Here is a 13,419-nt window from a genome sequence, read left to right on the forward strand (position 1 = left end):
GCTTTGTGGTTATAGGCAGTAAAAAAATTATATATAAAATCTAAATTAGGAGTGAAGTTAAATGGCTGATGTAATGACAGCAGAAGAGAGAATTGTGGCGACAATTAATCTTGAACCGGTGGACAGGGTGGTCTGTGCGCCGATTATCGAACAATATGCCGGCCAGTTTGTGGGGATGACCAACAAAGAATTTCTCTGGGACTGGGAAAAGGCCCAGGATGCTATGCAAAAAGTCTGGGAGGCTTTTCCTGTTTGGGACAGCAATGCATATATGCTGCACGGCCGGATCGGGCCGGTGGCGACTAAATGCGGCCCGGGGCGTTTTAAGATGCCAGGGGTCGAACTGGAGGATAATGCCCAGTACCAAATCCATGAATTCGAAGCGATGACCCGCGAGGACTATCCGCTGCTCAAAGAAAAGGGCTGGGCCGAATTCCGGATGTTATTTCTGGAGCGGGCCCATCAGGTCAGCCGGGAAGAAGTAGTGAAGGGTATGCAGGAAATGGCCCGGTTGCGTCAGGATGAGATTGACCGTTCCCTGGCCCGCGGGCAGAGTATGACCTGGGGGGCTATCATGGGGACGATTCCCTTTGACGCCCTGTCCATAGTCCGGTCGATGGACCGGTTTTATAAGGATATGTTCCAAATCGGCGATCAGATAGAAGAATTATTGTGGATTATCAATGATGCCGTTATTGCCGGCAGTGAAGCTGCTGTGAAAGCAACCGGTGTCAACCGGGTATTTGTCGGCGGGGTCAGGGGTTCAGGCCAATTCATCGGCAAGAAACATTTTGAACGGTTTGTCTGGCCGCAGCTTAAAGTGATGGTAAATCGTCTGGTAGAAAAGAACATTGTTCCTATCCTCCATTTTGATGCCGACTGGACAAAAAATCTGGAATACTTCCTGGATTTGCCGAAAGGTAAGTTTGTGCTTGAACTGGACAGTGCCACCGATATTTTTAGAGCTCACGAAATCCTGAAAGGTCACTGCTCCATTAAAGGGGATGTAAGTGCGTCATTATTTACGGTGGCTTCCCCGAGTGAACTGGATGAGTATGCGAAAAAACTGATTAATACCTTCCGCAATGGTGAAGGGCTGATGTATTCATCAGGCTGCAACCTGCCAATGAATGCAAAACATGACAATGTAAAAGCCTTCTTTGATGCTGTGGAAAAATACGGAAGATATAATTAGAATTATTGACTGCAAAACAGTTTCGCTCAACCGGTGAGACTGTTTTGCCTATTTTCCCCCATTGTTCAACTATTCGCAATAGCTGGATTAGAAGGAAAAATGTTAGTTTATGTCGAATGATGCGATAGAAAAAGCAGAGAGGGTGATGCGATTGCCGCGTAAATCCCGGAAAGCAGGGCATAATTATCAGTTTTCCAAGCAGAACTTGGACCGGCTTTTTGATATGTTACCAGATCCGATATTTGTAACTGACAGGCATGGCAATGTGCTGCTCTCCAATTCTACGACTGCATTGACACTCGACCTGTCGTTGGATCAACTGTTAAAATCCAATGTGCGCGACCTTGTCAGCAAAGGCTATTATACTAAATCAAATATAATGGAAGCGGCAGAACGAAAGTGTGTGATCAAAGGAGAACTGACTACCAAGCTGAATATTAAACAAATCTCAACAAGTACACCGATCCTGGATGAGGACGGAAATGTTATCCTGGTGCTTACAACCGGGAGAGCGGTTGAACCTGACAGCAAATGCAGCAGCCCGGAAAAGCGTGACTTGATTGATCGCCGCAAGCGCGAGGTGGAGTATTTGCGCAGTTATGTCCTGGACCGGGATACTGTGGTCGCCGAAAGCAAGTCTATGCGCCAGCTGTTGCTGCAGGCCCATAATGTGGCTCAGACAGACAGTACTGTTGTTCTATATGGTGAGACAGGTACCGGTAAGGAAATCCTGGCCAAGTACCTGCACCGTCACAGCAAGCGGGCCGGTGAGGCGTTTATTGCCGTTAATTGTGCTACTTTGCCTGAACATCTGGTGGAATCAGAGCTGTTTGGGTATGAAAAAGGGGCGTTCACCGGTGCCAGTGCGGACGGAAAAATAGGCTTATTCGAAGCTGCCCATCGCGGCACCCTGTTTTTGGATGAGATTGCCGAGATGCCACTGTCCCTTCAGTCTAAACTCCTGCGGGTTTTGGAGACTTACGAAGTAAGGCGTCTGGGCAGTCATGTGGACCGGAAGCTGGATTTCAGGCTGATTGCGGCAACCCATAAGGATTTGCACAAGATGACTGTTGATGGGACTTTTCGAACGGACTTGTTTTATCGTCTTAATGTTATTCCCCTGCAGCTGCCGCCGCTTCGAGACCGGCCGGAAGACATTGTTGCGCTGTCTTTTAAGTTCTTTGAAGACTTTAAAAAAAAATACGGGCCGGAAATCCAACTAACGCCTGATACGTTAAGCTCGTTGCAAAAATACAACTGGCCGGGTAATGTCCGTGAATTAAGGAATGTGGTTGAACGGCTGGTCATCAGCAGCCTGCAGAATTATCCCTCGGAACAGCTGCTGGATGACAGCAAGGTTTATGAAATGGGCTCGCAATATGATCCGTTTCGGTTAGCCGGACTGAATGGCACGCTGAAACAAGTGACGCGGGCCGTGGAAGAACGGTATATATATCAGGTGCTGAATGAGTGCGGGGGCCGGATGGGAGAAGCAGCTGAACGGCTAGGCATTTACCGGACGGTATTGTACCGGAAATTAAAGTCTTTTGAGAAAGAGAGAAACGAAAAGAATTAGCAGGCATAACTGGGTGTGCTGTTTAGGCACACCCAGTTATTTATTTTGCCTGTCAGCTGCCTGGCGGCCAGCCGGAAGCCAGGGAAACAGGGGGCAAAGGCGGCCGGGATTCATTGGATGTACCTAATTAGGTACATCCAATTTTTAAAATTTTATAAATTGTTGCAAAAAAGGTACTTAAAATCTCCCGCCAGATTGCTTCCTGACCGGAATTCCGGCTAATTCCGCCGCCATTTTGCTCCTTAGTGATATTGGCATAAAATTTGCTTATACATATTTACGACAACGGTCAAGAACAGAAAGGGGAGATTTATCGTGTCAAAAGTTATAACTGCCGATCAGGCTGCGGCTTTGATTCAGGACGGCGCAACCGTGGCTGCGACCGGGTTTGGTCTGGGCGCCTGGGCTGAAGAGGTTGCGCAGGCTATTGAAAAGAGATTTGTGGAAACCGGTCATCCCCGGAATATAACGCTGACCCATGCTTCGGCAATCGGTGACTGGAAAGAGCGGGGGACCACCCGCCTGGGAAAAGAGGGGCTTGTTAAGCGGTGGATCGGCGCCCATATTGGCTCATCGGCCGGAATGTCCAAACTGCTGGCGGAAAACAAGATGGAAGCTTACTGCCTGCCGCAGGGGGTCATTGTGCAATTGTTCCGGGAAATCGCCGCCAAGCGGCCGGGCCTTATCACGAAAGTCGGCCTGGGAACGTTTGTTGATCCCCGGGTGGATGGCGCTAAAATGAACTCGGCAACAACGGAGGATATTGTAAAAGTTGTGGAGTTTGAAGGCGAAGAGTGGCTCTTCTATAAGACTTTCCCCATTCATGTGGCCATTATCAGGGGGACGACTGTTGATGAACATGGCAACCTGACAATGGAAAAAGAGGGCGTTCTTATGGAAGCGCTGCCCTTGGCCCAGGCCACGAAAAACTCCGGCGGCATTGTTATTGTGCAGGCCGAATATCTGGCTAAGGCCGGTTCCCTGCATCCCAAACAGGTGAAAGTTCCGGGGATTCTGGTTGACCATATTGTGATAGCAAGCAAACCGGAGAGCTGCTGGCAGACCGAAGGCCTGTATTTCAATCCTGCCTTTGCCGGCGATCTCAAAGTGCCGTTAAACAGCATCCCTGAACTGCCGATGGATGAACGGAAGATTATTGCCCGCCGGGCGGCCCTGGAATTAGCGCCTAATACCATTGTGAACTTAGGTGTGGGTATTCCCAGCGATGTTGCCGCGATTGCCGCGGAAGAGAACCTGACAGAACTGCTGACTTTAACTACCGAAGCCGGCGGCATCGGCGGGGTTCCGGCCAGCATACCCCATTTCGGCCATTCTTATAATGTCGAGGCTGTAGTCGAGCACCATGCCCAATTTGACTATTACGACGGCGGCGGCATTGATGTGGCTTTCCTGGGCCTGGCGCAAACAGATAAAGACGGTAATGTGAATGTAAGCAAGTTTAAAGGCCGGCCGATGGGCTGCGGCGGTTTTATTAATATAACCCAGAGTTCCAAGAAAGTAGTGTATTGTGGTTCGTTTACCGCCGGCGGCCTGGAGGTTGCCGTCCAGGATGGCAAGCTGGCCATTCTTAAGGAAGGCAAAAATAAAAAGTTCATCGACATGGTTGAGCAGATTACCTTTAGTGGCAAATATGCGCAAAAAGTCGGGCAGCCGGTGGTTTATATCACGGAACGGGCCGTATTTACCCTGGAAAATGGGCAAATGAACCTGACTGAAATTGCCCCCGGCATTGACCTGGAAAAGGACGTCCTGGCTCTTATGGACTTTAAACCTGTCATTTCGCCGGCTTTAAAAACGATGGACAGCGGGATTTTCGCGCCGAAATGGGGACAGCTTAGACAACTTGTCGAAGCGAAAACGAAAGGGTGATAAAACATGGTTGATATGACACTTACCCCGCAGCAGCAGCAATTGCAGCAGGTGGCCCGGGAGTTTACGGCCGAGCATATTATTCCGGTCGCAGAGGAATGGGATGCCAGAGGGGAATTTCATGAATTTATTCTGGCTGAAGTTAAAAAGGCCGGCTTAAATTGTATGGCAATACCGGTAGAGTATGGTGGTCCCGGTTACGACGCCGTTACTCAGTCTGTTGTTGTTGAAGAATGGGGTTATGGCTGCGCCGCTTTTGCGACGACCCTGGGCGGTAACGGGCTGAGTTCTTATCCGCTGGCTATTGCCGGCACGGAAGAACAGAAGAAATTATATTACGGTCGGCTGGTGGCCGGCGGTATGGGCGGCTTTGCCCTCACTGAGCCGGGTGCCGGTTCCGATGCGGGTGCCTGCACAACCACTGCCAAGCTGGAAGGTAATGAGTGGGTGCTGAACGGGACAAAATGCTTTGCCACTACTTGCGGCTATGCTGATATCATGGTTATATTTGCTTCCACCGATCCCAGCAAAGGGGTTAAAGGTCTTAGTGCGTTTATTGTGGAGAAAGAGCGCGAGGGCGTTATTATCGGGGCTGTTGAACACAAGATGGGTATCCGCAGCTCCAATACGGTGGAGATTATCCTGAAGAATGTGAGGATTCCGCACAATCATCTGCTGGGTAAAGAAGGCGAAGGTATGAAGCTGGCCATGAAAACCCTGGATATGGCCAGACCGATTGTGGCTTCCATGGCGGTGGGGATTGCCCGCCGGGCTCTTGATGCGGCCATTACCTATGCTAAAGAATTCCTGGACATTAATGGCAAGCCTATCGGTACTCATCAGGCTGTTGCTTTTAAACTGGCCGATATGGCAACCCAGGTGGAGGCTGCCAGGCAGCTGGTCCGTAATGCCCTCCGGCTGAAGGATGCGGGCGTGCCCTATACCAAGGAAGCCGCCATGGCCAAGACTTACGCCACCGATACCGCGATGCGGGTGACCGCGGAAGCTGTGGAGTTGATGGGACATTATGGCTATTCCCGGGATTCCTTTGTGGAAAAGCTGATGCGTGATGCCAAGGTTACTCAGATTTATGAAGGCACTAATCAGGTTCAGCGGATTGTTATATCCGGGCTGCTGCTCAATTCCAAATAAGCGGCGGCAGAAAGAAGAGGAGGGGTACGCATGAGTTATCCATTAACAGAAGAGCAACAACTGATTCAGCAGAATGCCCGGGAATTCGCGCAAGAGTACGTGGAGCCGGCAGCCGCCGGGATTGACAGCACAGGCGTATATCCGGCGGAAATAGTGCAGAAAATGGCCGAACATGATTTTCTTGGGATTTTTCTGCCTGGTGAATATGGCGGGGCAGAGGCCGGGTATCTCAGCTATACCTTGCTGGTCGAGGAACTATCACGGGTAAGCGGTGCTGTGGCGGCTATCCTGATTAACCATGCCTCGCTGGCTGCCTACACTATTAACAAGTATGGTACGCCTGAACAGAAACAAAATTATCTGCCGTTTTTGTGCAATGGTCAGAAGCTGGGGGCGTTTGCCCTGAGTGAGCCTGGTGCGGCACCGGGAGCAGGAGCACAGCGGGTTGTGGCGGTTAAAGACGGTGACAGCTATATCCTGAATGGCCGTAAATGCTATGTTGCCAACGGCGGCGCTGCCGGTATCTATATTGTGTTTGCCCTGACCAACCCGGAAGCCGGGCCTAAAGGTATCAGCGCCTTTATTGTTGACGGCAAGACCGCCGGTCTGGCGGTAACCCGGAATATCGGCAAAATGGGGCTCCGAGGCTGCCTGTCGGCTGAACTGAGTTTCGAGAATGTCAGGGTTCCGGCCGTTAACCTGTTAGGGGCGGAAGGGGATGGGCTGGCGATTGCCCAGGCAGCCCAGTCTGTTGCCAGTGTGGCGGAAGCCGCCATGGTGCTCGGTATTGCCCAGGCAGCCATGGAGGATGCCGTCAAATACGGTAAGCAAAGAATCCAGTTCCGCCGTCCCATTGTCAGCTTCCCCGCCATTCAGACCATGCTGGCCGAGATGGCTGCCCATATTCATTTGACCCGTCTGGCTGTATATGATGCTGCCAGGCTGATTGAAAATGGGGAAGCCTTTACGACAGAAGCAGCGATGGTAAAATTATTTGCCGCCCGGATCGGACAAAGCGCATTGATTGATGTGATTCAGATTGAAGGCGGTTATGGCTACAGCCAGGAAATGGTTGTGTCCCGGCTGTACCGCGATGTGAAGGGCGCAATTATCAAAGAAAGCTCCGTCGATTTTCCTGAGAAAGCAATCGTCGAAGCTTTGCTTGCCTAAGTTTAAGTAGCCTGAAATATTGACAAGGAGAGGGTGCCGCACCCTCTCTGCCAAGAGAAAGGGGAAAATCATGCAAAAGCTTCTTGTCTGCTACAAGTGGGTATTAGACGAACAAGACATTAAAATTACCGGGGATTTATCCCTCGACATCAGCAAAGCCAAGTACAAAATCAGCGATTATGACAAAAATGCAATAGAAGCGGGCGCACTCTTGGCAGAACAGCACGGCGTCGCCGTTGAAGCCATCACTTTTGGGAATGCTGCGGTAAAGCAGTCGCTGAAGGATGCATTGTCCCGGGGCCTGGACAAAGTGTTCTGGATTGGTGATGCCGCGGCCGACCAGGCAGACGCTTTTGTGACCGCCAATGTATTGGCAGCCGCTATCAAAAAAGCCGGGCACTTTGATCTTATTCTGTGCGGGGAAGGCAGCGCCGATGCGTACAGCCAGCAGACAGCCTCCCGGCTGGCGGTTTTGCTTGGCATACCGGCCGTTACCTTTGTTCAGCAGTTAAGCATCACTGACGGCAAAGTTACGGCGATTCGCAAACTGGGGGACTGCACGGAAGAAGTGACGGTAACAGGCCCGGCCGTGATCAGTGTTTTGCCGGAAATCAACAAACCACGGATACCGGGCCTTAAACAGGTCATGGGGGCAGCCAAGAAGCCTGCGGAAGAATGGAAGCTGAATGACCTGGGGCTTGCTGCCGGCGACCTGACGCCAAAGGTGCGCAAATTGTCGGTACAAGGTTATGTTATGGACCGGAAAAAGGTCATCTTCAAGGACGCTGATCAGGCCGACAATGTTGCCAAATTAGTTGCCAGCCTTGCCCAAGAGGGCCTGTGCTAGAGGAAAGGGGTAAAAAACATGCCGGGAATTTGGATTTATTCAGAAGATAGCGCAGTTGCCAGACAACTCCTGACCGCCGGTCTCGAACTCAAAAACCAATTAAATCAGGCTGTTGGTGTACTTACGCCCAACAGTCAGGATGCCCAGACCTTCGTTGCTGCCGGCGCTGATAAAGTATATGTATTAAGGGGCACCAACCCCTGGCCTGAGAGCTATGACGTTGCTATAGCCGATATTCTGGTCCGGGAGGAGGCGGCAGTTGTTCTGGTAGGCGGAACCCTGCGGGGCAAAGATCTTGCCGCCAAAGTGGCGGCCGCTATGCAGGCCGGCCTTGTTACCGATGCTGCAACTATAACTTACGCCAATGGCAATATTGAAACAAGCCGCTTAATCTATGGTGGCCTGGCTGTCTCCACAGAAGCAGTGGCGCTGCCGGCATTTGTCACCATCCCGCCCCGGACGTTCGCGGAAGCGCCGGCTCAGGGGAACGGGGCCGGCGAGGTGGTGACTGTTGAGGCGGCTAATGAGGATGGGCGAATCTCCGTTACTAACGTCTGCCCCATTGTCCGTCAGGGGACGGATATTGCCGGCGCCAGCCGCGTGGTTTGTGTAGGACGGGGTTTAAACAAGCAAGAGGACCTGTCCCTGGCGGAAGCGCTGGCAGCGGCCGTGGGGGCTGAAATTGGCTGCACCCGCGGTATTTCCGAGGATTATCACTGGCTGCCTAATGACCGGTATATTGGCATTTCCGGTCAGAAGGTTAAACCTGAACTGTACATCGGTATGGGGATTTCCGGCCAGGTGCAGCATGTGGTAGGGATTAGGGACGCCAAGGTGATTGTGGCGATAGATACCAATGAAAAATCCCTGCTATTCGAAGCCGCTGACTATGGGATTGTGGGCGATCTGTACGAAGTGGTGCCCTTATTGACCAAAGCGCTGCAAAAATAGGGCGGCGGTGCCGTTTACCACAGGAGGCTTTATAGTATGTCAGCTGATGAAAAATTTGATGCGGTTATTATCGGCGCCGGTCCGGCCGGAGCTGCCTGCGCTTACGTATTAGCCAAAGCCGGTAAAAGTGTTTTACTGGTAGAGCGGGGTGCCAGCGCCGGCAGCAAAAATGTTACCGGCGGTCGTTTGTATACTTATGCGCTGGAACTGGTAGAGCCTGGGTTGTATCAGCAGGCGCCACTGGAACGGAAAGTGGTCAGGGAGCAAATCATGATGCTGGGGCAAACCAGTGCGGTGACCATGGATTATGTTGATTATAGCTTCGGCGAGGGGGTTCCCCAGTCTTACTCGGTGCTGCGGGCTCCTTTTGACGAATGGTTTGCCGGTCAGGCTGAAGAGCAGGGGGCCATGGTGGCGCCCGGCATTGTCGTCGATGAACTAATTGAGGCCGACGGCAAAATTGTCGGCATTAAGGCCGGTGATGATGAAATCTACGCAACCGTTGTCATTGCGGCCGACGGAGTGAATTCCTTTATTGCCCAGAAGGCCGGCTTACGGGAAGATATCGCCGGTCATAACGTAGGGGTTGGGGCGAAAGAAATTATCGAGCTGCCGGAAAAAGTGATTGAAGACAGATTCAACCTGCAGCCGGGCGAAGGTGCGGCCCGGGTACTGATCGGTTGTTCAGGCGGCGTGCTCGGTGGTGGCTTTCTCTATACCAATAAAGACAGTATTTCTTTGGGGGTGGTGCTAAACCCGGAAGACCTGGCCAGACAACACAGCAAGATTCATGAAATTTTGCAGACTTTAAAAATGCATCCCGCAATCTATCCGCTGATCAAAGACGGCACAACGGCAGAGTATGGGGCTCATCTTGTGCCGGAGGTCGGTTATCATGCCATGCCGCAGCGGCTGTACCGGGATGGACTGGTGCTGGTTGGCGATGCTGCCGGCATGGTCGTAAACAGCGGGACGATTCTGCGCGGCATTGACTTGGCGATTGTCAGCGGCGTTGCCGCGGCGCAGGCCATCCTCCGGCAGGCGGATGAGAGTCAGATTGGCCCGGCTTATGTTCAGCAGCTGGAGAAGCTATCGCTGCTGGCCACCATGAAGCTTTATGCCAATTTCCATGAGCTGATGAGCAACCGGCGGATGATATCCGTGTATCCGGCCATGGCCAATGAGATGATGAAAACATTGTTTGCTGTTGACGGCGGCGTGCCCGAGCGCATGGATAAGGCTATGTTCAAAGTATTGAAAAAACATGTAACAATGGGCCAGCTTATTGCTGACGGCTGGAAGGGGTTTAAAGCGATATGACTGTAAAAAAACTTTCGCCGGAAGAACTGCTGGGATTAAACAAATTCGTTGTCGACGAAGAAGAACCGCACATTGTTCTGGATAAGACGGTTTGTGCCCGGTGTCAGGAAAAGCCTTGCCTGTATGTTTGCCCGGCCGTGCTTTATACCCTGAAAGAGGGCGAAATGAATTTTGACTATGCAGGCTGTCTGGAATGCGGCACCTGCCGGGTTGTCTGCAAAGACAAGGGAATTATCAAATGGACTTATCCACGCGGTACCTTTGGGATTGCCTTTCGCTACGGTTAAATGAACGCTGAGCATAATTGCTGTTATGTATTTGGTCAACCATGGCCGGATACATAACAGGCAAATTATCAGAACCATAAGAAAATAGCGGCAATAGGCCCAACAATAATTTAGAGGGGATTGAGGAAATGGAAAACAAGCAACAGTTTTATGGCTGGAAACTAGTAGGGGCATTATGGTTCCTGTATCTCTTAAACATGGGTTTTCCTCTGTATGGTGGGGCAGTTATTAATACATATATGTTAAAAGAAATTACCATGGAGCGCAGTGTTTATGGCATGGGCTTTACCTTATTGAACTTTTTCGTTGGTGTACCCTCGATTCTGGTGGCTGCCGCCATTGGCAAATGGGGTGTCCGGTCAACCTTTGGCATTGGTTCGGCCTTGATTCTGGTCGGGACATTGTGGATGGCCTTTTTTGCCTCCCAGCCCTGGCATTATCTGGTCGGCTTCGGTGTCATCATTGGCTCCGGTATCGGTTTTGGTACCATTGTGCCGTTGTCGACGGCAGTTACCCGCTGGTTTAAAAGATACCGCGGCCGGGCGATGGCCATCACCTTAACCGCGTCAGGCTTTGCCGGTTTCCTGGGGGCGCCGCTGATGAACAAGGTGCTTGCCGCCAATGGCGGCGACTGGCGCCAGGCCTGGCTGATCGTTGCCGGCATTGCTATTGTGGCGGCGGTTGTTGCCTTTTTCACCGTTAAGGAAAGGCCGGAGGATCTGGGGCAGCTGGTTGACGGCCTTGAGGAACAGGCTGGTGCCCAGGCCGGGCCGGTCAATTCCCTGGCTACCAAGTTCAACTGGACCCCAAGTGAAGCCTACGGTACCCGTTCGTTTTGGATGATTGTTGTTGGCTCCTTCGCCTGCCAGTTTCCCTTCTTCTTTTTTACCGCTCACTGGATCCTGCATTTAAGGGGCCTGGGCATTAACCCGGCTGACGCCGCCTGGGCAATGGGCCTCTTTACAATGGGTGGTATTGCCGGCCGCCTGATCGGCGGCTGGCTGATGGACAAAATGCCGGCCCGCTTTGCCTTCATGATGGGCATTTGCTGCTACTTTGTGGGCTCTTTCCTGGCTATCAATGTCACCGCAGATGCATTAATGGTGGCTTTTGCGGCCGCTATCCTGTACGGAGCCGGCTTTGGCTGGACCTTTGTCTGCTTAAACACTATGGTCGGCAACTATTTCGGACCGGTTGCCTTCCCCAAGGTCAATGGCATGATGCTGCTGTTATCAGCCCTTGCCTGCTCACCGGCCGGGCTGGTCGGCGGCAAACTGTTCGATGTGTTTAAGAGCTATACCCCGGCCTTCTACCTCAATGTTGCTATCTGCATCGTGGGAATATGCGCCTTGTTCTTTGCCACTATGCCGCAGAAAAGAACTGCTGATTCAACAATCAAAGCCTAACAGCAAATAGATCCAGAGGTAAAATCACTAAAATAAAAAAAGGTGGGCGATCATTATGAGAAAAATGAAAAACGCGAAAAAATGGCTGGCAATCGTACCCTTGGCACTGCTGTCGATTACAATGGCCGGCACCCCGGCCCTGACCACTACCGTGCAGGCGGCCCCGGGGCAGTCCTTTACCGATGTGCCGGCCGGCCACTGGGCTTATACTGCGGTGGATCAACTGGCGCAAGCGGGCTTTATCGATGGTTATGGTGACAAAACTTTCCGTGGTGATAAGACTATGAGCCGGTATGAATTTGCCATTCTCGTGGCTAAAGCCATGGATAAGTTTGATAGTGCCGACGAAGCCAATAAACAACTGATCGATAAACTGTCGGCCGAGTTTGCCGGTGAGCTAAACCGTCTGGGTGTGCGCATGGCCAAGGTAGAGGCGAAAACGAATACCTGGATCGGCGGCGAAACCCGTTTCCGGGTAGTAGGCAACGATCCTACCCCGGCAGGTTCAAAGAAGTTGTCGGGATCGGACACGTTTGAATTCCGGCAGCGGATTAAATTCTGGGGCAATATCAACGATAATATGTCGTTCTTTGGCCGTATTGCCACTACCGGCGGCAATAAATTCGGCAATGCTGAATACAGCTCCGGCTCGGAAATCGCTCTCGATCAAATGAATGTTACTGCCAAGAACACACTGGGGTTTGACTCTATTCGCGCCGGCCGCAGCGCGCTGGACTTTATCACCACCGGTTTAATTGGCAAGCCGATGAATGTGGACGGCATTTTGCTTACTGACAGTTGGGATAAGCTCAGCTTTAAAGGCTGGACAGGCAATATTAAAAGCAACAGGTGGGATGCGAGTAATGCCAGATATAGCGATAATGAATCCTACCAGCTTACCACCGGGCAATTAGGCTATAAATTGTCTAGAAACTTTACGCTCTATGGCGGCTACTACTGGGCGGATGTTCCGGGCACCAGTACACCCACCGGCATGGGGACGCTCAACACCAACACCGGTTCTTTTGACAGTTCACAAGGCTGGACATCCTCGGTAGTCTACAAAATGGGCAAATATACCCTGCTGGGCGACTATGTGGGCAGCAAGCTGGACGGAGCAGCTAACTTGCCGGATAATCCCAAAGGCTGGGCTGTCCAATTTAGCAACAGCCAGGCGCCGCCCGCCATGTATCAGGCCGTCGGCTTGGTAAATCCGGCCAAAGTAGGCACAGATGGCTGGATGGTATCTTACCGCAGTGTGGATGCGGGCGCCCTCCCGTCCGGGGCCGGCGGCTTTGATACTACGGCCGTTGCCAGTCCCGGTCAGCCGTATAACGTGTTTACTCACACCACCGATAATGTCAATGCCTGGTTCCTGGCGTATCAAAATGTTGTTGCCAACAATGTTGTACTCTCGCTCGAATATCAGGATATCAAAATTAAGGATAGAAGCTTAACGTCCCTGACAGATAAAAAACTGGATAAAACTTACATGATGAAATTTGAATTCTTCTATTAAAATGTAATAACAAAACAAAAAAGCAATGGGGCCCCGACTTGTTCGGGGCCATCTTTCACACAACATGGTGCTACTCATTCCATTACTATAGAGCAGGGGAGGCAAC

At 51.6% G+C, this 13,419-nt stretch carries 11 protein-coding genes; all 11 read left to right on the plus strand.

What is annotated here, in order from left to right; genetic code table 11:
* The first annotated feature begins 61 nt into the window (after window positions 1-61).
* The 11 genes from ACZ481_RS04260 to ACZ481_RS04310 all read left to right on the plus strand — a co-directional run bounded on the left by ACZ481_RS04260 (window position 62) and on the right by ACZ481_RS04310 (window position 13,313).
* Window positions 62-1,195 carry a uroporphyrinogen decarboxylase family protein gene (locus ACZ481_RS04260; RefSeq protein ID WP_464768927.1) on the plus strand — a complete coding sequence of 378 codons (1,134 nt, stop codon included), beginning with the start codon at window positions 62-64 and terminating at the stop codon, window positions 1,193-1,195.
* Window positions 1,196-1,340: 145 nt separating this feature from the next.
* A complete protein-coding gene (locus tag ACZ481_RS04265) occupies window positions 1,341-2,771 on the plus strand; it encodes a sigma-54 interaction domain-containing protein (protein WP_464770573.1) in 1,431 nt (476 codons plus the stop codon).
* A 315-nt stretch (window positions 2,772-3,086) separates the two neighbouring features.
* Window positions 3,087-4,661, plus strand: a complete 1,575-nt coding sequence (locus ACZ481_RS04270) for an acyl CoA:acetate/3-ketoacid CoA transferase (RefSeq protein WP_464768928.1) — start codon at window positions 3,087-3,089, stop codon at window positions 4,659-4,661.
* A gap of 6 nt (window positions 4,662-4,667) precedes the next feature.
* The gene (locus tag ACZ481_RS04275) at window positions 4,668-5,813 is read left to right on the plus strand and encodes an acyl-CoA dehydrogenase family protein (protein ID WP_464768929.1); all 1,146 of its coding nucleotides are present in this window, start codon (window positions 4,668-4,670) and stop codon (window positions 5,811-5,813) included.
* Window positions 5,814-5,843: 30 nt separating this feature from the next.
* Window positions 5,844-6,983, plus strand: a complete 1,140-nt coding sequence (locus ACZ481_RS04280; RefSeq protein WP_464768930.1) for an acyl-CoA dehydrogenase family protein — start codon at window positions 5,844-5,846, stop codon at window positions 6,981-6,983.
* Between the two features lie 70 nt (window positions 6,984-7,053).
* Window positions 7,054-7,830, plus strand: a complete 777-nt coding sequence (locus ACZ481_RS04285) for an electron transfer flavoprotein subunit beta/FixA family protein (protein WP_464768931.1) — start codon at window positions 7,054-7,056, stop codon at window positions 7,828-7,830.
* A gap of 18 nt (window positions 7,831-7,848) precedes the next feature.
* Window positions 7,849-8,781 carry an electron transfer flavoprotein subunit alpha/FixB family protein gene (locus tag ACZ481_RS04290; protein ID WP_464768932.1) on the plus strand — a complete coding sequence of 311 codons (933 nt, stop codon included), beginning with the start codon at window positions 7,849-7,851 and terminating at the stop codon, window positions 8,779-8,781.
* A 36-nt stretch (window positions 8,782-8,817) separates the two neighbouring features.
* Window positions 8,818-10,101, plus strand: a complete 1,284-nt coding sequence (locus tag ACZ481_RS04295; RefSeq protein ID WP_464768933.1) for an FAD-dependent oxidoreductase — start codon at window positions 8,818-8,820, stop codon at window positions 10,099-10,101.
* On the plus strand, window positions 10,098-10,388 hold the full coding sequence (locus ACZ481_RS04300) for a ferredoxin family protein (protein WP_144348814.1): 291 nt from the start codon (window positions 10,098-10,100) through the stop codon (window positions 10,386-10,388). Before ACZ481_RS04295 ends, ACZ481_RS04300 begins: the two co-directional genes overlap by 4 nt.
* A gap of 128 nt (window positions 10,389-10,516) precedes the next feature.
* The gene (locus ACZ481_RS04305) at window positions 10,517-11,794 is read left to right on the plus strand and encodes an MFS transporter (RefSeq protein ID WP_464768934.1); all 1,278 of its coding nucleotides are present in this window, start codon (window positions 10,517-10,519) and stop codon (window positions 11,792-11,794) included.
* A gap of 55 nt (window positions 11,795-11,849) precedes the next feature.
* Window positions 11,850-13,313 carry an S-layer homology domain-containing protein gene (locus ACZ481_RS04310; RefSeq protein ID WP_464768935.1) on the plus strand — a complete coding sequence of 488 codons (1,464 nt, stop codon included), beginning with the start codon at window positions 11,850-11,852 and terminating at the stop codon, window positions 13,311-13,313.
* Window positions 13,314-13,419 lie beyond the last annotated feature (106 nt).

The sequence above is a fragment of the Sporomusa intestinalis genome (assembly GCF_055383785.1).